We start from the raw sequence: 20,591 nt of genomic DNA, 5'->3' as shown, positions 1-20,591 counted from the left end.
ATAATTCGACGATAATTCGATAACGACAGATAGATTCAGTAGGGAGAAAGAGATCCATGCTAGCCAAAAAACCTAAAGGTGCGACCGAAAAGCGCAAATCAAGTAGCGTATCAGGTTTATTATGGATGTTTGTCGGGGCAGTATTGACCCTAATGATCGGGGTGTTTTTGTACCTCTCACCATTATTTGATTTTAGTCCCGCTGATAGCACTGCCGGTAATGATCCTGATCGGCAGGTAGAGCCCCGCGTCGATACCGATACCGATAATAGCGATTACGAATTCTACGATATCTTGCCTAATCAAGAGATGGCGACCATCCCTGATGAAAATATCGGTGAAACAGGTAATGATGGCTTGGGCAGTATCGGTGCTTTTGAGCCGGACGTCGTCGTTACTCAACCGGAGAGCAATTCAGCCAGTCGCAATGATGATACGGGTAACTTTGGTATTTCTGAAAGCACCGTGATCGAGCCAAGCCGTGGTAACAATGCTGGTACGGCCAATAATAGCGATGATATCGTTGTCGTTGAAGAAGACGCTACCTATGATGGCGCGCCGGCGACTAGTAATAGTGGCAATACGGCAAACCGAGCCAATAATTCAGGGACGAATGCGGCTAGCGTCCAACCTGCCAAACCTGCGGCGACCTATATCTTACAGATTAACAGCTTTGGTGATGCCGATGAAGCTGACCGTCGCCGTGCGCAAGTGCTCATGGCTGGCGTGGATGCCAGAGTGGTCAAAAACACCACGGGTAATGGTTTGCCAATTTATCAGGTCATCTCGCGTCCGATGAATAACCGTCAAGCGGTTGCTAGTGCGCAGCAGCGTCTACAAAACAACGGCATTGACTCCATCATCGTTGAGCAGCGCCGTTAGATTGAATACTTTGTGCTCGTTTTAATCATGTGTTAATAATAAGAAAGCGTCGCAATGACGCTTTTTTTATCTCTGATTTTTAACAAGAGTGTTTTATGTTTTTGGTTTATTCTATCTTATTAAAACCTTCACAAAGAGTATGGCTATGACAATATCTGACTCAGCAACACCGCCTACTGGTTTGGTAAAAGCCTTTTTTCAAAAATATTTTATCGATGCTTTTACGGGTATGGCTTTAGGGCTATTTGTCACATTGATTGCTGGTTTGATTATCTCACAAATCGGTGGTTGGTTAGACTTGCCCGCACTTATCGCAGTCGGCAAGCTGGCCTCTGTATTAATGGGTGCTGGTATCGGTGTGGGCATTGCTTACTACCTCAAAGCGCCGACCTTGGTTATGCTCAGCTGCTTGGTAGCAGGGATGCTTGGTGCGCACTCTGAAGCGTTGATGGCAGGCACGCTTTTTACCCCGCAAGTGGGCGGACCTGCGACGTTCGTGGCTTTACCCGGTAATCCCATTGGTGCGTACCTGACCTCGGTATTTGCTTATCGCGCTGGTACTTGGGTCGCTGGCAAGACCAAGCTTGATATTCTGCTAGTACCATTATTGGTATGCGCGGTAGCATTAGCAGTTTGCGCACTATTGAATCCACCTATCGTCGCTGCTGTCGCTGCTATTGGTCAAGGTATTCAAGCGGCTACTGAGTTACAGCCATTATTGATGGGTATTGTCATTGCAGTGGTGGTGGGTATTTTATTGACCTTACCAACCTCTAGCGCTGCTATTTGTATCGCTATTGGGCTTGGCGGTGTAGCAGGTGGTGCAGCAGTTGTTGGTTGTGCGGCACACATGATTGGCTTTGCCGTTGCCAGTTTTAAAGACAATGGGATCAGCGGTGTCGTCTCTCAGGGTTTAGGCACGAGCATGCTACAAATTCCAAACGTGCTAAAAAAACCTGTGGTCTTATTGCCCGCTGTTGTCGCTAGCGCCATCGTTGGCCCTATCGCCACGGTCGGCTTTGGCTTGGCGTGTACGGCGACCGGCGCGGGTATGGGCACTGCTGGACTGGTAGGAGTATTTGGCGTTATTGAAGCGTCACAAGAGATTATGAGTAGCGCTCAACTATGGACAGCGATTATTTTATTGATGTTCGTATTGCCTGCGCTGATTGCTGGCGTCGTCGCTTATATGATGCGCCGTCTGGGCTGGTTAGTCGATGGCGATATGAAACTGCCTTAACATTAAGCTTTATATTTACTTTTATATTTAAAGTTACTTAAGATTTTTAGACTGTGAACAACCAAAAAAGCCCTGCTAGTGTAGCGGGGCTTTTTTGACCGTCTTTATCTTTATCTAAATCTTATAGCGACTAGGCCGATTTACGAACACCCGTTCTAGCAGGTTTCTTGCCTTTCAATTTGCGTGACAGCTTATTGACGTCATTCAGTATTTTGCTATAGCTTGCTGGAAACACGCGCTGTACGGCGTCGATCATTTTGGCATCGTTACCAATCAAGCAGCGCGGCTGGTTGCTTGCGGCCGCTTGCAGAATAATCCAAGCGGCATCGCTGGCATCGAACTTTAAGAATTTATTAAAACTGCTGATCGCTTTGCTGCCACCACGCATGCCAAGGTCACTGATGCTGTCATTACCACGCGCACTATTGGCAATATTGGTTTTGATGCCACCTGGGTGAATGCAAGTCGCTGAGACGCCGCAGCGCTGAATGTCGAGCTCTTGACGTAGGCTCTCGGTAAAGCCACGTACCGCAAACTTACTGGAATTATAGGCAGACTGCGAAGGCTGAGCGGTCAAACCAAACAGACTTGAGATATTAATGATATGACCATGTTCGTCAAATTGGCGTGCTTTGCTGTCTTTACCACTTTTAGTCGATTCGCTTTCTTTGACGCTATTTTTGATCAAAGGTAAAAAGGCTTTGGTGCCATAGACCACACCCCAAAAATTGATATCCATGACCCATTCAAGCTCATCGATACTGCTGCCTTCTACGGTCGAATATAGCGCCACGCCTGCATTGTTAAAGATGAAGTTCACTTTGCCGTGATCGCTCATGACGTCGTCTGCCCACGCTTGCACCGCTTTATTGTCTGAGACGTCGAGTACGGTCATAGTGACTTTGACATCATAACCGACGAGCAGTGCTTTGGTTTGGGCTAACTGCTCAGGATTGATATCGGATAGCGCGACATGACAGCCCATTTTTGCTAAATGAATGGCAAGCTCGCGACCCATACCAGAGCCGGCACCAGTGATAGCAGCGACATGATTGCGGTAATAGGGGGTAATGTCATGGTTTTCATTAGCAGAAAAAGGGAGGTGCTGACGTAGGGAGGTTGCTATAGAAGTAACATTGTTAAACATGATGAACAATCCTTTGTATCATTGATTCGGGAGGTTTGGTCGTAACTTTGGTCATCACTTTAGTCATGATTAAGGAGACCGCATAAGAAGTCGCTTTACCTTAGCATGATTTATGAATTTACCTGCCCACGATTGATAAACGCAGCTGTCATTTTTTGAGCCACCTATAGTCAGTGAAAAGTAATATCGAACCATCACGCACTGCTGATATCCATTTTTCTTGCTTGCTGCGTCTGTGCAGACAGACCCTATATCATTAAAAATGACCAGACATAAAAAAAGCGTCTTAGCATAATGCCAGACGCTTTTTTTGATGACAGTCAATTAAATAATTAGTTGTTATCATTGAACTATATATTAAGCGATTTCAGGGGTCTTGCCGTCGTTGATCACTTGCTCATCGACGAGCACAGTCTTTGCATCTTTCATAGACGGCAGCTCATACATAGTATCAAGCAACGCATTTTCTACGATAGAGCGTAAACCGCGAGCACCGGTTTTGCGTGCCATTGCTTTTTTGGCAATCGCATCAAGCGCTTCTTTGGTAAAGCTAATATCAGCGCCTTCCATATCGAACAAGTACTTATATTGCTTAACCAAAGCGTTCTTTGGTTCCGTCAATATTTGTACTAGCGCTTCTTCATCAAGCTCTTGCAGCGCGGCCAACACGGGCAGACGACCAATCAGCTCAGGAATCAGACCGAACTTGATTAAATCTTCTGGCTCGACTTGCTGGAGCAAATCTGAGCTACGTTTACTGTCATCTTTTGAGCTGACATCAGCATTGAAACCAATACCAGTTTTTTCTGTACGCTGCTGGATGACTTTATCAAGACCGGCAAACGCGCCACCAACGATGATAAGGATGTTGCTGGTATCGACTTGGATCAGCTCTTGCTGTGGATGCTTACGCCCACCGTGTGGCGGGATAGCAGCAACCGTGCCTTCGATAAGCTTTAGCAAGGCTTGCTGTACACCTTCGCCCGACACGTCACGCGTGATAGAAGGGTTGTCGCCTTTCTTACTGATTTTATCAATCTCATCGATATAGATGATGCCCTGCTCAGCTTTGCTCACATCGTAATCCGAGGCTTGCAAGAGCTTTTGCACAATGTTCTCAACGTCTTCACCAACATAACCCGCTTCGGTCAAGGTGGTGGCATCGGCCATTGCAAACGGCACATCAAGCAGACGTGCTAAAGTTTGCGCTAGTAAGGTCTTACCAGAGCCTGTCGGACCAATCAGCAAGATATTGCTTTTTGACAATTCAACCATTGCTTCATCAGCGCCAATCTTAGCTTTTTTGCTATCATTCGCCAAAGTTTGACTGACTTTTAGACGCTTATAATGGTTATAAACAGCGACCGCCAAGGCCTTTTTAGCAGCGTCTTGCCCGATGACATACTCATCGAGTTTGGCACGCAGCTCTTTTGGCGTCGGCAGTTTTTTATTGACCCAAGAGGTATCAATATCGCCATCAGCATCGTCATTGTCGGTATCAACATCCGCAATCAGGTCGGTACATAACTCAATACACTCATTACAGATATTGGCATCGTCAGCGGCAATCAGCTGTTTTACTTCGCTTTTTTCTTTGCCACAAAAAGAGCAATGCGGTGTTTTATCTTCTGCCATATAAAGGCACTCCTAAAATTTAAAACGTACAGTCATTCCACTATAAAAGTATTACTGCGTTAACCTCGCTTGAAGTATTACTTATACATCTACACTCGGTTGCCTTGTACTACTTTTAAATTGAATCGACTATATCAGTATTCCGATTGTTTGCATAAATGCCAAAGCACATAGGGCAAAGGCATTTAATGCTTATCAAAGCTGCTATATCATCATTATAATGAGTTAGGGCGACGTTCTAATACTTCGTCGACCAAACCATACTCTTTGGCCTCTTTGGCATCCAACCAATAGTCACGTTCGACATCTTTTTCGATTTTCTCAACTGGTTGACCGGTACGCTCAGCCAAAATCTCATTTAAGCGAGCACGAGTTTTTAGAATTTCACGCGCATTAATTTCGATATCAGTTGCTTGACCTTGCGCGCCGCCTGATGGTTGGTGAATCATCACGCGCGAGTTGGCTAGGGCATAACGTTTGCCTTTTTCGCCTGCTGCCAATAAGAACGAACCCATGCTATAAGCGCCGCCCATACAAATGGTCGATACTTCAGGTTTGATAAAGTTCATGGTATCAAAAATAGCCAAACCAGCGCTCACGGAGCCGCCCGGTGAGTTGATATATAAATGGATGTCTTTATCAGGGTTTTCAGCTTCTAAAAATAGCAGCTGAGCGACGATCAAGTTGGCCATATGGTCTTCAACTTGACCGGTCAAAAAGATAACACGCTCACGTAATAGGCGTGAGAAAATATCAAACGAGCGTTCACCGCGCGCTGACTGCTCAACCACCATAGGAACCAATGCTGCTTGAGTCGTACTTTGTACGTTGTCATGCGCACTCATCAGCATATCAAAATGCGGGTTAGCAGTAATACGATCATAATCTGTCATAAAGATGTCCTGTTTATAAGTACATAAAATAAAGAGAATAAAGAAATAGGGATTAGCAAACAGCCAAGCTTTTATTGATGCTTATCATTGTAAATGTTGTCGTCTTTTAATCATACTAACGGGCTAAAATAATAAGCGCCAGATGTCGCTAAAAATAATTGAACCAATGGTAACTTTTTTATGGGGGCAATAATAACGTTTTAATGTGACAAACGATAAATGACTCCCTATTAATAAGGCGTCTATAGACATTTATCAAGGGCACAAGCCATAAAGCACCAATAAAAATGCCCTAACAGAGCGTTAGGGCATTTTTAATACATTCTAAAGCAGTAGCGCTAAAATGCTAAATTACATTGCTTGCTGCTGTTGTTGCTGAGCAGCTAGCAAATCTTGGTAGCTCACTTCTTTATCCGTGACTTTACCTTGCTCGATTAGATAATCAACCACTTGGTCTTCTAGAACGACAGACTCAATGTTCGCGCGCTGTTGCTTATCAGTGGTGTAGTACTCGATCACTTCTGCTGGATCTTCATAGTTTTCAGCGGCTTCTTTAATGAAAGTCTCAACGCGGTCTTGGTCCACTTCGATACCTTTGGTGTCGATAACACGAGCAACGATGATGCCAAGACGGGCAGCACGTAGCGCTTGCTCTTCGAACAATTCATTTGGCAGCATGTCTTTATCGAAGCTATCAGCATTGGCACCGAATTGCTGAGAAAAACGTTGCATCATCATGTTGCGTTGACGCTCGATTTCTTGCTCTAGCATGGCGTTTGGCACGTCAAACTCGTTCTTTTCTAGTAGCGCATCAAAAGTCGCTTGTTTTACTTGGCTACGCGCTGCGTTCTTGATTTCGCGTTCCATGTTTTTGCGTACGTCTTCTTTTAATTTCTCAACGCCGCCTTCTTTAACACCGAATAGCTCTAGGAACTCTTCGTTGATTTCAGGTAATTTTGATTTTTCAACCAATTTTACGTTGATTTTGAATTGCGCTTCTTTACCCGCTAGGTTCTCAGCTTGGTAATCTTCTGGGAACGTGACGTCGATCACTTTTTCTTCGCCAGCTTTCATGCCTTTGATACCATCTTCAAAGCCTGGAATCATCTGGTTGCTACCGATGACCAATTTGAAGTCTTCAGATGAGCCGCCTTCGAATTTTTCGCCGTCGATTGAGCCTTCAAAGTCAAAGGTTACTTGGTTATCTTTGGCCGCTTTACCTTTTTTCTCAACGAACTCTTCACGTTGTTTTTGTAGGTTTTCGATCATTGTGTCGACGTCTTCTTCGCTAACTTTAGCCGTGTGACGCTCAACTTCGATTTCATCGATACCTTGGACGTCAACTTCTGGGAAGATCTCGACAGTGGCTTGATAAACCAAGAAATCGTCTTCTAGTTTTACATCGTCGATGTTAGGCATGCCAACTGCGCGGATGTCTTCAGATTTGATCGCTTCAAAAACGGTATCACGGATCACATCGTTGATGACTTCTTGTTGAATGCCAGCACCGTACTGTGAACGGATATGTGACATAGGGACATTACCTTTACGGAAACCGTCAATCTTGGCAGTTTTCGCTACTTGGCGAATACGGCCTTCAACTTTGTTTTGAATTTTTTCAACGGGTACTTTAACCGTTAGCTGAGTTTCTTTATTAGATAGCTTGTTGGTTGTGACTTGTAAATCTGTAGCCATGTTAGTTACACCTTTAGGATTAAATAGTAATAGACAACCAAGCTGCAAAATACGCGTGAGCTACTGGTTGCCGTTGGAATAAATAGGGGATATTGATAGCGCGCAATTTCGCAGCCCATGCCTGTAGCAATCGCTACTGACACAAAAATGTGAAACGCTTTATTTTAACAAACGCTACCAAATATCAATAATAAGCCGCTAATGTACCGCATAATAACGCTTTTTGCTCAATTATACAGACAAATAACGGCTTTCAATAAAATTTTAAAAGTAGAACAGTATAATCTATCTGCTTATTAAAGTAAAAGTTATCTGTTTATCATCCGTTTACTTTGCGTCCACTATAGTACCAATCGCGCTTAGAGAGTGCTTTGAGCATTTCATTTGACTGCTTGATAGTAACGTTAGCATGACTATCAAATGCAAAATAAGCTATAACCGTCTTTAGCGCTAGCGCTTATCAATGGTGCTTATAAAGGCAGTTGTGCCAATAGTTGCTGAATCGCCTGACCGCGATGGCTAATGCGGTTTTTATCCTCAGCGCTTAGGCTCGCCGCACTGGCTTGCAACTCTGGCAACCAAAATAGTGGATCATAGCCAAAGCCGCCATCGCCATGTGGCGCCGCCAAAATCTCACCGTGCCATAAACCTTGGGCGATAATCGGTAATGGGTCATCAGCATGACGCACCATTGCCAATACACAAACAAACATGCCTTTAATAGAAGCATCTGGCTTCGCTGCGCGAATAGGCTGCAAGTCAGCGATGAGCTTAGCATTATTTTTACTGTCATTGCCGTGCTCGCCCGCATAACGTGCCGAATAGATGCCGGGTGCGTTGCCCAATACTGGCACACAGAGTCCCGAGTCGTCAGCGATAGCAGGTAATCCGCTGGCTCGGCTGGCATGTCGCGCTTTGATAATGGCGTTCTCAACGAAGCTTAAGCCATCCTCAATCGCATCGTCGATATCGAGCTGACCTTGCGGAATAATAGTCACATTCAAATTCGCGTCGCGAAACAGTTTTTTGAACTCAGCTAGCTTGCCCTTATTATTGCTGGCGAGTACCCATTGTTGTTGGTGGCTATTCGATTGAGTATGTAAGTCTGTACTGTAGCTCATATTGCGTTATATCCTATTAATTGCTTTTATAAAATTTAGGCCTTAAGGTTGTAAAGTTTAAATAAAGGAAACTATATGGCTTATTGGAAAATTGGTGGATTGATTGTTATGGTAGGAATTAATGCCTACTTATTTATAGCAACTAGCGCAGTTTGTGATAGCCAAAATATAGCGATGTACGTGATGGCTGTCTCATTGCAACTAGCAACGATGCTTATAATTTTTAAACCTAAAATCTATACTCAGATTATTACTTTATTAAGGATAAGAAAAGCCCTGTTCATTTTACCTATTTTGATGGTTTTTGCTTCATTTTATTTTACTTGGGAAGCAAAGCGAGGGACGTATATAGTAGGTGGTCAGCAATATTGTATAGAGCATTTAGCAGAAGGTAGCTAGCATTTAGATGTAGGGAATAGGCGCAAATACAACCCATAATAGATAGGCCATAACATTTGGTAACTGATATTTGCCATCACTGTTGCTATAATAGGGACAAGTTACAGTGAATTATATCTTATAGCTTGTAAAGTTAATAATACTATCAAACCCCAATAATGGCTTTTAAGTCAATAACTTGGTGTTTAATGGTGTAATAACGATTAAGTATCACTTGCTTGAGATAGCTTTTAAATTTAGAATTTTTTAGGTTTACCGCAATATGTACAGCATATTGAGTAATAAATCTCACTAACAATAAACTAAGCCAATTTAGTCCAATAATTTATAGCGTTCATTTGAAGCTATACCTAATACTAATGGCTAAACCAGCAAGGATAAAATAACTATGTCAAACATTACTTTACCAGACCTACCATATGCAAAAGATGCTTTAGAGCCGCACATCAGTGCTGAAACTTTAGAGTTCCATCATGATAAGCATCATAATGCATACGTGACTAAGCTTAACGAGTTGCTACCGGGTTCTGGTCTAGAAGACAAAACATTGCCAGAAATAATCGTAGCCACGGCTAAAGATGACAGCAAACAAGGTATGTTCAACCAAGCAGCCCAAGTATGGAACCACACGTTCTATTGGAATTGCATGACGCCAACCAATGGCGGCGGCGAACCTACTGGCGACTTGAAAGCTAAAATTGAAGAAGATTTCGGTAGCTATGATAAGTTCCGTGAAGAGTTTAAAAACGCTGCACTCACTCAGTTCGGTTCAGGTTGGGCGTGGCTAGTCGCTGATAAAGTCGGTGGCAAACTGTCAATTGCTAAAACAGCAAATGCTGATACACCACTTGCACATGACCAAGTAGCGGTATTGACTTGTGACGTGTGGGAACATGCATACTATATCGATTATCGTAACCGTCGTCCTGACTATGTTGACACGTTCCTAGACAAGCTAGTGAACTGGGACTACGCGAACGCAAAATACAAAGGTCAAGATGCTGGCGTTGAAGAGTAATCTTTAACCACTAAGTATTTGATTAATAAAAAAGGACGCTGAGAGGCGTCCTTTTTTTGGTTTGAAGGCTTAATATTATTCACACATATGGATATTTTAATTCTTTAAGTTAATCACAATTTATTATTAATAATGAAGGTGGTTCTGACATTAATTCGCCATCATAGCTTGATTCTAACTGACTAATTAAATCTCTTGCTAATAGTGATTCGTTATTCGTGATTTCTAAATGACTATACAGTACTGACTTTAACCATCCTCTAAACATATTCCTGTAGCTCTTATCTTCTTCACTTACAATGCGCTGTGGTTCAATAGGTGTTCCTATTTCTAAGTTATATAAAGATATAGCGAAAGACATTAAACAACTTGCGTATGTACATTCAAAATACCCTTTCGTATTTCTAGAACTATTCATTGGTTTGGTTTTTAATTTTGCATGCTTATATTTAGGGAAGCTTAGAGGGGTAGCTACATCTGCTGACATATAAAAAAAATCATACTTTTTACTGGAAATTTTATGAAATACTCCCAATGAGCCAATTGAGGGTAATATGGCTCCACTTAGAATATCAGGTCTGCAATCAAAAGGCTTATGTGGAAGAACATTGGGTCTTCGAGATAATAAATCCCATTGTTCAAGATTGGCTTTGAAGTTGATAGAAGGAATTAGATTAGAAGAAGTGCTACATAGGTTTGAGTGTTTATCATTTGATTTTTTTGCCTGTAGTAGTGTCGCTCGTGCTTGGAAAGTAGGATGTTTCCTATATGAGATAATTAATAAGTCTGAAATTTCACACCTTGCAGGTGCACGTCCCCAGCTGCCTTCACCGTTAAAAATAACCTGATGTTTCATACCATGAAATTCTTCAACTTTGAAATTGTTTTTTAAAGAACTAAAGCTTCTCATTAAAGCTCTAAACTGTTGAATTTCAGAAAAATTAGATTTGCTAGATTCAACACTCCATACTTTTGATAGTTGATGTGCAAATAATATAGAATTCATTTTTTTCCTAAAATAAAATATATAAAAAGCAATATATAAAACTATCGCACCTCAAACCCAAACCTACCCAACGCCTCTCTGAGCATCGCAATATTATAATACGCATGCGCATTGACGGTATTCTGAAAGAATATATAGAGCGTATCAAAATGCTGACGTTGATTGGCAATCGCTTGCGCCCAATCCTGCATTTCCGCCTCGCTATAGCGATAATCATGGCGGTCAGCGGCACTCATCGCATCCCACCAATTTAGATTATTACCATGCATACGCAGATAGCCAGTACGCTGAGTGAATATCAGCCGTGACGGTGGCAGTCCGCTGACTTTGGGGTAATCGACGCTACACCAAATCAAGCCTTGCTTGATAAAGCTATCGACCACTTGCGGGGTGTGCCAGCCATTATGACGAAACTCAACCGCTAACGGATAGTCTTTAAACCAGCTAACGAGATTGGCGAGATAAAGCCGATGCTCATGGGTACGATCAAAACCATGTGGGAATTGCAGCAGTAATGGCGCGAGAGCGTTGGCTTCGATAAGTGGCGTGAGAGCAGTAATAAATGCTTGGGCGTGATCGCTTGTGCCCTTGCGCGCATGAGTAAAGTCTTGATGCAGTTTGACCGCGAACTTCAACTCACTGTCTGCTTGCACGTAGGCTTTATCGACCATGCCAGCAAAGGCTTTTTGCCCGATGGGCGCGTAGAAGGTGCTATTAATCTCTACCGCGCCGTATTGTTTGGCGTATTCGCGTAAAAAGTCCGTTTTTTTGGTGCCAATAGGGTACAGCGTACCAAGCAAGTCGGTATCGCTATAGCCGCCAGTGCCAAGATAAATACGCGGAGTAGGGGTGCTGTCCATGTTGATCACGCTTTGCTATTTTTAATGAGTAAAATTTTAGCCTATTATTTATAAATTTACTTTTATTTTGCTATGTTACAAAGCTATTTTTTACGCGACCATAGCCATTCAATGAGTGCCATCAGCGCATCATTCTCTTCATTACCGTTAAGTTCACGAGAAATGGCTGCGCGTCCATCATCAAATAGCGATTGTGCATAGCTAGTTGCATCATCAACGCCCATCAATTTTACATAAGTAGACTTGTCTAGTTTTTCATCGCTGCCAGCAGGTTTGCCAAGCGTATCGGTGCTGGTGGTCACGTCTAAAATATCGTCCTGAACCTGAAAGGCGAGTCCAATATGCTGTGCGCAATCTTGTAGGGCAATACGCTGTGGAGCGGTCGCGCCAGCACAGATACCACCCATCAGCATAGCCGCTTCAATCAATGCGCCCGTTTTATCACGGTGGATGGCTTCTAACTCGCTTTGCGTGATATCAATGCTGGCTTCAGCATTCAGATCAAGCATTTGCCCTGAAACCATGCGTCTGGCACGCGGCGCAAATATCGCGATTAATTGGCTGGCGATAGCGGAGTCAAAGGGTGCAAAAGTGGGCAGCTCTGCGGTCAATACCTCAAAGGCTAGCGTCTGTAGCACGTCACCAGCGAGTAGGGCGGTTGATTCTGCAAAGACAATATGCGCGGTCGGCTGACCACGGCGCAAGTCGTCATCGTCCATACACGGCAAATCATCATGCACCAATGAATAGGTATGCAACAGCTCTACTGCCAACGCTGCACGGCGCGCCATATCATAGTCGGAATCGTTTTCTAGTAGTGATTCTAAATCGCTATTTTGAAGGGCTTTGTTATCAATGCTTTTATCCACACTTTCATCGTCATTACTAACATTATTATTAGCGCTTCCATTAACATTGTCATTATTATTAAAGGCATCATTAGCATTGCTACGATTTATGCTGTCAAAGGCACTGGCAACCAATAATGGGCGTACCAATTTACCTTGACCAGTCATCACGTAGCGGCAGGCATCAAGCAGTGGGCTTGGCAGCTCGGCATAAGCAAACAGCACGTCGATATCTTGTGACAATTGCGCGCGCACGGTGCTGTGAAATTGCTCAGTGTTGTTGTCAAAGCTAGCAAAGGATACAAGTCTTGAAGGCATAAAGCTTGGCATAGAAGAAACAGTCATAACCCAACCATCTATCAGGTGAATAATAAAAACGGTATTAGTGTAGCATGATAGGTTGTATTGCTTATGCGACACATGGTATCAATAGAGGGTTTTTTTGCAATTTAAAGCAGTCGTATGATGGTAAGGTATCCGTGCTTGAGCGCAATATGGCAACAAGGCACCGTTACGTATTGCTGATTTAACTTAGCGGTTGAATATGTTTTGATAAGGGAGCGCGTCGGGCATTTTATGCCGATTATCTACCCTGTTTAGCGTGTTAATAATTCAGTATACAGATACTCACTAAAGCACGTTCGCCGCTAGGTAAAGGGCTAGTATCGACTTAAGAGTGACTTGCGAGTATGGTATTAGCTTGTGACAGTCAGGGGCATAATCCCCTACACTAATTGACGTAAAAATGGTCTGATGACAATGTTGACGACGCTATTGTGCTTTTAACCACCCCATCTGATTGATAAAGCTCAGTATTGGCTCAAATCCCAGTCAGCATCTATAACATCAGTACCTGTAGCAATAGCATATAAATGAAGCGCCTTATGCATCGGTGCAATAAAGTTAGCATCGATGTATAGCAATGAGCGCTGGATAATAAAGATATCTTCACTGCTTAATCTGTCATGTATTTATGGTTATGATACAGCAAATTGGCGGTGCTATTACCCGTTTTACTAACAATAACCGGCTATTTTTTATATTCTAAAACATCGCTTTTATGATGTAATTTTTATCACTTAGCTTTTACTACATAGCCTTTATTACATAGCAAGGAGTTCCACATGGTATACCAAGGAAATCGCATCACGGTGACAATGCTAGAAGATGGCATCGCCAACATGCAGTACAACGCCGAAAATGAGAGCGTGAACAAGTTTGATGCTGAGACCAACAAGCAATTTGGTGAAGCGGTTACTGCATTAGAAAAAGCCGATAACGTCAAAGGTTTGATCGTAACCTCAAGCAAAGGCGTGTTTATCGCTGGTGCTGATATCACAGAATTTGTCGGCTCTTTTAAAAATCCAGAAAGCGAGATCAAAGACTGGGTCATTAGTATCAATCATGACTTTAATCGTTTTGAAGATTTGCCGTTTCCAAAAGTAGCGGCCATCAATGGCGCAGCGCTTGGCGGTGGTTGTGAGATGACCTTGGTTTGTGAATACCGTGTCATGAGCGACAAAGCTATCATTGGTCTACCAGAAACCCAACTGGGTATCTTCCCAGGTTTTGGTGGTACGGTTCGTAGTACGCGTGTGATTGGTATCGATAATGCGCTTGAATTAATCGCGACTGGTACACCGAAAAAACCACTGGACGCACTAAAACTTGGTCTCGTTGATGCAACCGTTGCTGCAGATGACTTGCAAGATGCTGCGATTGACCTAGTCAAAAAATGTATCTCAGGTGAGCTTGATTGGCAAGCGAAGCGTGAAGAGAAGCTTGCGCCTGTTAAGCTAAATCAGCTTGAGCAAGCGATGGCATTTAACAGTGCTAAAGGTATGATCTTTGCCAAAGCCAATCCTAAGCAGTATCCTGCGCCTGCGCTTGCTATTGAAGCAATCGAAAAGCATGTCAATCTGCCTCGTGACAAAGCAATCGAAGTCGAAGCGACTTACTTTGCAAAAGCGGCGAAAACCCCACAAGCAGAAAGCTTGGTTGGTCTATTTTTAAACGATCAGTTGGTTAAGAAACTTGCTAAGCAGCATAGTAAGCAAGCACATGAAATCAATGAAGCGGCCGTACTTGGCGCGGGTATCATGGGCGGCGGTATCGCTTATCAAGCAGCCAGTAAAGGCTTGCCAATCATCATGAAAGACATCAAGTCTGAGCAATTAGACCTTGGTATGGGCGAAGCCAGCAAGCTACTTGGCAAAATGGTCGAACGTAAGAAAATGACCCCAGCTAAAATGGGTGAAACGTTAAGCCGTATCCGTCCGACTTTGAACTATGGTGACTTTGCTGAAACTGATATCGTTATCGAAGCGGTGGTAGAAAATCCAAACGTTAAGCGTGCAGTACTAAAAGAAGTAGAAGGTCTAGTAAAAGACGATTGTATCCTAGCGTCAAACACCTCAACGATTTCTATTACTTTCTTAGCGGAAGCACTTGAGCGTCCAGAAAACTTCGTCGGTATGCATTTCTTTAACCCGGTAAGCCGTATGCCATTGGTTGAAGTCATCCGTGGTGAGAAGTCCTCTGAAGAAGCCATTTCTACTACGGTCGCCTTGGCTACTAAAATGGGTAAAGTGCCTGTCGTGGTTAACGATTGCCCAGGTTTCTTAGTCAACCGTGTGTTATTCCCATACTTTGGTGCCTTTGATTTGCTGCTTAAGCAAGGTGCGGATTTTGCTCATGTCGATAAAGTCATGGAAAAATTCGGCTGGCCAATGGGTCCTGCTTATCTAATCGACGTGGTTGGTCTAGATACCGGCGTACACGGCGCAGAAGTGATGGCAGAAGGTTTCCCTGATCGCATGAAGCCTGATTATAAAGGCGCGATTGAGCTTTTATATGAAAACAAACGCTTAGGTCAGAAAAACGGTGTTGGTTTCTATAAATATGAGATGGACAAACGCGGCAAGCCAAAGAAAGTTGCTGATGAAGCGACTTATGAGCTATTAAAAGCCACGACAGATAGCGACAAGCAGACCTTTGATGATCAAGCGATTATCGACCGCACCATGCTGGCTTTCTGTAATGAGACTGTTCGTTGCCTAGAAGACAATATCGTCAGCACGCCATCTGAAGCCGACATGGCGATGATTATGGGCGTTGGTTTCCCACCATTCCGCGGTGGTCCTTGCCGTTATATCGACCAAATGGGTCTAGATAACTACTTGGCACTGTGTGAAAAATACGCATACCTTGGCAAAGCCTATGAAGCCCCGCAAAAGATTCGCGATATGGCAGCAGCAGGCGAGACCTTTTACGCCACGGCGTAATGGGCAGTCATTACTAGGATAAAGTGCAGTACATCATGCTCGATAAGATTATTGGTAATTAATTTATTATTAGTAACCTTAACATTCTAAATTAGATAGGCGAGCATTGCGGTACTGCCACTGACAATAAAAATTGAAAAGGAAAATAGTATGACAACTTTAAGTCCAAAAGACGTGGTCATCGTAGATGGCGTACGCTCAGCAATGGGTAAAACTAAAAACGGCATGTTCCGCCATGTTCGCGCCGATAGCATGTCTGCTGAATTGGTCCGTGCCTTGGTTGAGCGTAACGACTTTGACCCACGTGACGTCGAAGACATCATCTGGGGCTGTGTCAATCAGACGCTAGAGCAAGGTTTGAACATCGGTCGTAACATTGGTCTGCTAGCTGGTATTCCAAAGACTGCTGGTGGTCAAACGGTTAACCGTCTATGTGGTTCATCTATGCAGGCGCTTCACACTGCTGCTGCTCAAATCATGACCAACCAAGGTGACGTTTTCATCATCGGTGGTGTTGAGCATATGGGTCACGTCGGCATGATGCATGGCGTTGATCTCAACCCTGAAGCGTCAAAGCATTATGCAAAAGCTTCAAACATGATGGGCTTGACTGCTGAAATGCTGGGCCGTATGAATAACATCACCCGCGAAGAGCAAGATGCCTTTGGTCTTGAGTCGCATCGCCGTGCATGGGCTGCGACGGTAGAGGGTCGTTTTGACAATGAAATCATCGGTATCGAAGGTCATGATGCCGCAGGTCGCTTGCAACTATGTACCGTTGATGAAGTGATTCGTCCTGATGCAACGATGGAGCAAATGCAAAAGTTACGTCCAGCCTTTGATCCTAAAGGCGGTACGGTCACTGCTGCGACCTCATCTGCATTATCTGACGGTGCGTCAGCAATGTTAGTCATGAGCGCACAAAAAGCCAAAGACTTAGGTCTTAAGCCTCGTGCTCGTATTCGTAGCATGGCTGTTGCTGGTTGTGATGCCGCTATCATGGGTTACGGTCCTGTACCGGCTACGCAAAAAGCACTTAAGCGCGCTGGAATGAGCATCGATGACATGCAAACCATCGAGCTAAACGAAGCGTTTGCCGCGCAAGGCTTGTCAGTACTTAAAGCCTTGAACTTGACGGACAAGCAAGACATCGTCAATATCAACGGTGGTGCGATTGCCCTAGGCCATCCACTAGGATGTTCAGGCGCTCGTATCACGGTTACTTTGCTAAATGCGATGGAGCAGTCAGATACTGAAATCGGTCTAGCGACGATGTGTATCGGTCTTGGTCAAGGTATCGCGACGATTATTGAGCGTGTGTAATTTTAGTCTGACTTATACGGTATGCCATCGTATCAGCATCAGTCTTTGATGGTGGCATCATATGAATAAGATTATACGAATTAGATAGTAACGACGTGCCAATAAATAAAACCTCTAGTCATTATGGCTGGAGGTTTTTTTATGGGCTAAACTAATGAATTTCGATGTTGTAAAACAGATTGTGTATTGTGATTAAAAATTATCTCCATTGACGCATTCAGCAAACTATGACTAAATGAGCATAAGGCTAATAAAGACAATATCAATGATAAAACTAACATAGCCTTTAACAATAAAGTCAGCCGTACAAGGAGTGTGCCATGTCTACTATGATTACCGATCGTACCTATCGAATCGCTCGCGAAAATACCCAAGCGATGATAATCGATGTTCAAGAACGCTTAACGCCGCATATTTATGACCATGAAAATATCGTCAAAAAGACAGTCACTTTGATCAAAGGTCTACAAGCCCTCAACATCCCAATTATGCTCAACGAGCAGTACAAAAAAGGTTTGGGCGATACCCTGCCTGAGATACGTGATGTGCTAGAAGGTGATAATGCCAAAAGCTTTGAAAAAGTCACTTTTAGCGCTTGTGATAATGACGATTCGTGGCATTATCTAGCCCAACAAAATCGTAGTATTGTTCTATTATTTGGGGTGGAAGCGCATGTCTGCGTCATGCAAACGGCGCTTGATTTGCTCGATAATGGTATGCAGCCAGTGATTATTGGTGATGCGGTTGGCTCGCGCTTTCCTTATGATAAGAAGCAAGCGATTCGCCGTATCCGCCGCGCTGGTGGCGTGATTAGTACGGTAGAATCCATTCTTTTTGAATTGTGCCGCAGTAGTAAAGACCCTGCTTTTAAGACCATTAGTAATTTGATTAAGTGACTTAATTAGCTTAATTAGCTGGATTGATTGGTTATAAGACAATTTTTAATCATTAATAAAAAAGATAGCGCTTAAGGCTTAGGCGCTATCTTTTTTAAATGCTAACTTTTTTCGCCTTTAAGTAACGATTTGAAATAAGGCTCTTAAACAACTTTTGAAGTTGGTTTAACAGTAGGTTTAATTACTGGTTTGTCCTTTATTTTTAAGACTAAAAAAGTGGCTAAAGCGACGGCAATAATCAGTACCCAGCCAGTCGGCATCCAACTGCCTGTCAATCCTTTCACGCTCTGCATCAGCAACACCATCATAACGCCACCGAGATTGCCCATCATCATCAGCATGGCAACTGCTTTGGCGGCTTGTGACGCATGTACGGTGTCTTCAGCAGCGGCAATCAGTAATGGATAACCTGCCAACAAGAAAAACCCTAATATAAAGCTCAGCAATAATGTTGTGGTTCCTGTCGTTAAATATAACAAGGGATAGGTGGCGCTAGCACCAATTAGCGTTGCCAATATTAAAAAAAATGCGCCGTTTTTGTAGATAGTCAGATAATAGCGGAATCAGTAGCGCGCCTAAAATACCGCCGACGATCAGCATGGCAGTAATGATGCCCGCCGTCGCTTCATCAATGCCGCGGGGCGCAAGAATAGGTGCAATCCAGTTACTCAGCCCATTAAAATAACCCATCGCAATAAACACCGCTAATGAGATAAACCATAGGCGCTTATTTTTTAATAGCGATTCGATTTCGTGCAGTGAGATAGCGCTATCTTGTTGTTTGGGTTTTTCAACGACCACTAATAAAAAGCCTACTACTGCCACCGCCGTAATAATAACATTGATAAGTAGCATGCCAGAGAAGCCAAACGCCTCGATTAATGGGGCAGGGGCAAAAGCACCAAGGGCAGTCGCCAAAAACATCCCGCCCATAATCACGCCCGTTACGGTGGCGATTTGCGATTTATCAAACCAATCCGAGGTCACCTGATTAATGGCATTGGTAATATACGGCTGAGCGATGGCGATAAGCAATTGCCCTGCAAATACTAGCCAATAATGATCAGCGCCCAACCAGCGTATGATTGAGCCTATCAGCATAAGCAGCGCGGCTATGCTTACGATTTTTTTATAGCCAATGTTATCGAGCACCTTGCCTGAATGGATGGCAAGCAACACAAAAACGATAGGGAACATCAAAGTTAATAAATTGGCGAAAAACTCATTAACGCCGAAATGTGCCTCGGTGCTAATTACGATGGTCGCAAAGGTCAGCCATAAAAACTGATTGACCCCAAGTAAAAGAGAGAATCCTGCGATAATAAGCCATTTATTAGGCGGTTTTTTCTTAAAAGGTGGTGCCGTAGCAAGTGGTAAAGTGGCACGCGTTGCAGCGTCAGTGGTGGGTGGCATCGACATATCCTTGTCTGGTGCAGGTTCTTATAAATTGTTTTACAATCTGCCTGCTGACTTATTATGAGCATTAGTTGAATCTTAAACAATAAAAAATTAAGACACTTGCTATTATTACCCCTGCAAAAATTTAGATGGTTAGCAGTACGCGCAAAATGTCGACTACAATAATTACTTTTGCGTAAAGATTAGATTCGGATACAGCGTTAACCATTCACCGTTTAAATGAGAGAAAGCCATGTCAGAAAACGCCATATTATCAACCAAGCAGACCCCAGTACCCAACCCGAAGATTCCCTCCAACATCGGTATTGATGACGTGACCCATTTTTTATTAGAGCTTGATGCGCTTAAACGTGTTAATCGGCGCAGCTATGTGACGGGTACGACCCGTTTAGAAAACTCTGCCGAGCATTCTTGGCATTTGGCGATGGCGTGTTGGTCAATCGCTGATTTGTTTGAGCTGGATGTCAATCATGAGAAATTGCTCAAGATGGCACTAATACATGATTTAGGCGAGATTGATGCCGGCGATACTTTTTTATACGCCGATACGCGAGTTGATGCGCATGTTGAAGAACGTGCGGGAATTGTTAGATTGCAAAATGAGCGTGGAAATGGGATTGCTGATTTAAGTGAGATTTGGGAAGAGCAGGAAACAGGTGATAGTAAAGAAACCCAACTGCTAAGAGTAGTTGATCGCTTGTTACCATTTTTGCTTAATATAAATACCAATGGAAAAACTTGGATTGATGCTAACGTTACACGCTCGCAAGTTGCTGGCGCGCATGGCTTTATTAAAGACAGCTTTCCGAGTATCCATGATTGGATAGCAAAACAGATTGAATATGCGACTAAGCAAGGATGGCTGATTGATAAGTAAATTGATAGCAGATTTGACAGCTAGCCTTTTTATTTAATAGCCTTTTTAT

18 protein-coding genes are annotated in these 20,591 nt (G+C 43.4%); 8 read left to right on the top strand and 10 right to left on the bottom strand.

Features of this window, described 5'->3' with window-relative positions:
• Nucleotides 1–56 precede the first annotated feature (56 nt).
• Together AAEY79_RS10970 and AAEY79_RS10965 are read left to right on the top strand one after the other, a co-directional pair.
• Complete coding sequence (locus AAEY79_RS10970; protein WP_173239817.1) at nucleotides 57–881, top strand: SPOR domain-containing protein; 825 nt, start codon at nucleotides 57–59, stop codon at nucleotides 879–881.
• Nucleotides 882–1,026: 145 nt separating this feature from the next.
• Entirely contained in the window at nucleotides 1,027–2,121 is a 1,095-nt protein-coding gene (locus AAEY79_RS10965; RefSeq protein ID WP_244952006.1) for a PTS transporter subunit IIC, read from the top strand.
• 130 nt (nucleotides 2,122–2,251) lie between these two features.
• Here AAEY79_RS10965 and AAEY79_RS10960 read toward each other — a convergent pair whose 3' ends face one another.
• From AAEY79_RS10960 to rdgB, 5 genes are all read right to left on the bottom strand, one after another.
• Entirely contained in the window at nucleotides 2,252–3,268 is a 1,017-nt protein-coding gene (locus tag AAEY79_RS10960) for an SDR family oxidoreductase (protein WP_084212319.1), read from the bottom strand.
• A 357-nt stretch (nucleotides 3,269–3,625) separates the two neighbouring features.
• Nucleotides 3,626–4,903: an ATP-dependent protease ATP-binding subunit ClpX gene (gene clpX / locus AAEY79_RS10955; RefSeq protein WP_025652534.1), complete on the bottom strand. Its 1,278-nt coding sequence runs from the start codon at nucleotides 4,901–4,903 to the stop codon at nucleotides 3,626–3,628.
• A 215-nt stretch (nucleotides 4,904–5,118) separates the two neighbouring features.
• Nucleotides 5,119–5,796 (bottom strand): ATP-dependent Clp endopeptidase proteolytic subunit ClpP, encoded by a 678-nt coding sequence (gene clpP / locus AAEY79_RS10950; RefSeq protein ID WP_025652533.1) that lies wholly within the window; start codon nucleotides 5,794–5,796, stop codon nucleotides 5,119–5,121.
• A gap of 351 nt (nucleotides 5,797–6,147) precedes the next feature.
• Nucleotides 6,148–7,491, bottom strand: a complete 1,344-nt coding sequence (gene tig, locus AAEY79_RS10945; RefSeq protein ID WP_025652532.1) for a trigger factor — start codon at nucleotides 7,489–7,491, stop codon at nucleotides 6,148–6,150.
• A 470-nt stretch (nucleotides 7,492–7,961) separates the two neighbouring features.
• The gene (gene rdgB, locus AAEY79_RS10940; RefSeq protein WP_352288350.1) at nucleotides 7,962–8,612 is read right to left on the bottom strand and encodes an RdgB/HAM1 family non-canonical purine NTP pyrophosphatase; all 651 of its coding nucleotides are present in this window, start codon (nucleotides 8,610–8,612) and stop codon (nucleotides 7,962–7,964) included.
• Between the two features lie 75 nt (nucleotides 8,613–8,687).
• Between rdgB and AAEY79_RS10935 the strand changes: the two genes are divergently transcribed.
• Together AAEY79_RS10935 and AAEY79_RS10930 are read left to right on the top strand one after the other, a co-directional pair.
• The gene (locus AAEY79_RS10935; RefSeq protein WP_352288347.1) at nucleotides 8,688–9,011 is read left to right on the top strand and encodes a hypothetical protein; all 324 of its coding nucleotides are present in this window, start codon (nucleotides 8,688–8,690) and stop codon (nucleotides 9,009–9,011) included.
• Nucleotides 9,012–9,399: 388 nt separating this feature from the next.
• Nucleotides 9,400–10,029, top strand: coding sequence for a superoxide dismutase (locus AAEY79_RS10930; RefSeq protein ID WP_025652529.1), 630 nt, complete (start codon nucleotides 9,400–9,402; stop codon nucleotides 10,027–10,029).
• Between the two features lie 109 nt (nucleotides 10,030–10,138).
• On the opposite strand, the gene AAEY79_RS10925 is transcribed toward AAEY79_RS10930, so the two are convergent.
• The 3 genes from AAEY79_RS10925 to AAEY79_RS10915 form a co-directional block, all read right to left on the bottom strand.
• On the bottom strand, nucleotides 10,139–11,035 hold the full coding sequence (locus tag AAEY79_RS10925; protein WP_352288344.1) for a hypothetical protein: 897 nt from the start codon (nucleotides 11,033–11,035) through the stop codon (nucleotides 10,139–10,141).
• A 41-nt stretch (nucleotides 11,036–11,076) separates the two neighbouring features.
• Nucleotides 11,077–11,895, bottom strand: a complete 819-nt coding sequence (locus tag AAEY79_RS10920) for a DUF72 domain-containing protein (protein ID WP_352288341.1) — start codon at nucleotides 11,893–11,895, stop codon at nucleotides 11,077–11,079.
• Nucleotides 11,896–11,978: 83 nt separating this feature from the next.
• Nucleotides 11,979–13,088, bottom strand: a complete 1,110-nt coding sequence (locus AAEY79_RS10915; protein WP_352288338.1) for a polyprenyl synthetase family protein — start codon at nucleotides 13,086–13,088, stop codon at nucleotides 11,979–11,981.
• Nucleotides 13,089–13,867: 779 nt separating this feature from the next.
• Between AAEY79_RS10915 and fadB the strand changes: the two genes are divergently transcribed.
• The 3 genes from fadB (at nucleotide 13,868) to AAEY79_RS10900 (ending at nucleotide 18,246) form a co-directional block, all read left to right on the top strand.
• Nucleotides 13,868–16,027 (top strand): fatty acid oxidation complex subunit alpha FadB, encoded by a 2,160-nt coding sequence (gene fadB, locus AAEY79_RS10910; protein ID WP_352288335.1) that lies wholly within the window; start codon nucleotides 13,868–13,870, stop codon nucleotides 16,025–16,027.
• Between the two features lie 150 nt (nucleotides 16,028–16,177).
• Nucleotides 16,178–17,350 (top strand): acetyl-CoA C-acyltransferase FadA, encoded by a 1,173-nt coding sequence (fadA, locus tag AAEY79_RS10905; protein WP_101211126.1) that lies wholly within the window; start codon nucleotides 16,178–16,180, stop codon nucleotides 17,348–17,350.
• Nucleotides 17,351–17,670: 320 nt separating this feature from the next.
• Complete coding sequence (locus AAEY79_RS10900; RefSeq protein ID WP_201617091.1) at nucleotides 17,671–18,246, top strand: isochorismatase family protein; 576 nt, start codon at nucleotides 17,671–17,673, stop codon at nucleotides 18,244–18,246.
• Between the two features lie 143 nt (nucleotides 18,247–18,389).
• Here AAEY79_RS10900 and AAEY79_RS10895 read toward each other — a convergent pair whose 3' ends face one another.
• Both AAEY79_RS10895 and AAEY79_RS10890 read right to left on the bottom strand, forming a co-directional pair.
• The gene (locus tag AAEY79_RS10895; RefSeq protein ID WP_173239807.1) at nucleotides 18,390–18,761 is read right to left on the bottom strand and encodes a hypothetical protein; all 372 of its coding nucleotides are present in this window, start codon (nucleotides 18,759–18,761) and stop codon (nucleotides 18,390–18,392) included.
• Nucleotides 18,739–19,659: an MFS transporter gene (locus AAEY79_RS10890; protein ID WP_350588428.1), complete on the bottom strand. Its 921-nt coding sequence runs from the start codon at nucleotides 19,657–19,659 to the stop codon at nucleotides 18,739–18,741. Before AAEY79_RS10890 ends, AAEY79_RS10895 begins: the two co-directional genes overlap by 23 nt.
• Before the next feature lie 238 nt (nucleotides 19,660–19,897).
• On the opposite strand from AAEY79_RS10890, the gene AAEY79_RS10885 reads away from it, so the two are divergent.
• Complete coding sequence (locus AAEY79_RS10885; protein WP_051395104.1) at nucleotides 19,898–20,542, top strand: HD family hydrolase; 645 nt, start codon at nucleotides 19,898–19,900, stop codon at nucleotides 20,540–20,542.
• The last annotated feature ends 49 nt before the right edge of the window (nucleotides 20,543–20,591 follow it).

Source organism: Psychrobacter sp. GW64-MNA-CIBAN-0177 (assembly GCF_040309585.1).
GTDB classification, from domain to species: Bacteria; Pseudomonadota; Gammaproteobacteria; order Pseudomonadales; family Moraxellaceae; genus Psychrobacter; species Psychrobacter okhotskensis.
This window is presented reverse-complemented; position numbering and strand designations above follow the sequence as displayed.

Coding starts and splice junctions, on each gene's coding strand:
- AAEY79_RS10920 (WP_352288341.1), bottom strand. CDS start 11,895: ATGGACAGCACCCCTACTCCGCGTATTTATCTTGGCACTGGCGGCTAT.
- AAEY79_RS10930 (WP_025652529.1), top strand. CDS start 9,400: ATGTCAAACATTACTTTACCAGACCTACCATATGCAAAAGATGCTTTA.
- AAEY79_RS10965 (WP_244952006.1), top strand. CDS start 1,027: ATGACAATATCTGACTCAGCAACACCGCCTACTGGTTTGGTAAAAGCC.
- AAEY79_RS10915 (WP_352288338.1), bottom strand. CDS start 13,088: ATGACTGTTTCTTCTATGCCAAGCTTTATGCCTTCAAGACTTGTATCC.
- tig (WP_025652532.1), bottom strand. CDS start 7,491: ATGGCTACAGATTTACAAGTCACAACCAACAAGCTATCTAATAAAGAA.
- AAEY79_RS10935 (WP_352288347.1), top strand. CDS start 8,688: ATGGCTTATTGGAAAATTGGTGGATTGATTGTTATGGTAGGAATTAAT.
- AAEY79_RS10960 (WP_084212319.1), bottom strand. CDS start 3,268: ATGTTTAACAATGTTACTTCTATAGCAACCTCCCTACGTCAGCACCTC.
- clpX (WP_025652534.1), bottom strand. CDS start 4,903: ATGGCAGAAGATAAAACACCGCATTGCTCTTTTTGTGGCAAAGAAAAA.
- AAEY79_RS10925 (WP_352288344.1), bottom strand. CDS start 11,035: ATGAATTCTATATTATTTGCACATCAACTATCAAAAGTATGGAGTGTT.
- clpP (WP_025652533.1), bottom strand. CDS start 5,796: ATGACAGATTATGATCGTATTACTGCTAACCCGCATTTTGATATGCTG.
- fadA (WP_101211126.1), top strand. CDS start 16,178: ATGACAACTTTAAGTCCAAAAGACGTGGTCATCGTAGATGGCGTACGC.
- AAEY79_RS10885 (WP_051395104.1), top strand. CDS start 19,898: ATGTCAGAAAACGCCATATTATCAACCAAGCAGACCCCAGTACCCAAC.
- AAEY79_RS10900 (WP_201617091.1), top strand. CDS start 17,671: ATGTCTACTATGATTACCGATCGTACCTATCGAATCGCTCGCGAAAAT.
- fadB (WP_352288335.1), top strand. CDS start 13,868: ATGGTATACCAAGGAAATCGCATCACGGTGACAATGCTAGAAGATGGC.
- AAEY79_RS10970 (WP_173239817.1), top strand. CDS start 57: ATGCTAGCCAAAAAACCTAAAGGTGCGACCGAAAAGCGCAAATCAAGT.
- AAEY79_RS10890 (WP_350588428.1), bottom strand. CDS start 19,659: ATGCCACCCACCACTGACGCTGCAACGCGTGCCACTTTACCACTTGCT.
- rdgB (WP_352288350.1), bottom strand. CDS start 8,612: ATGAGCTACAGTACAGACTTACATACTCAATCGAATAGCCACCAACAA.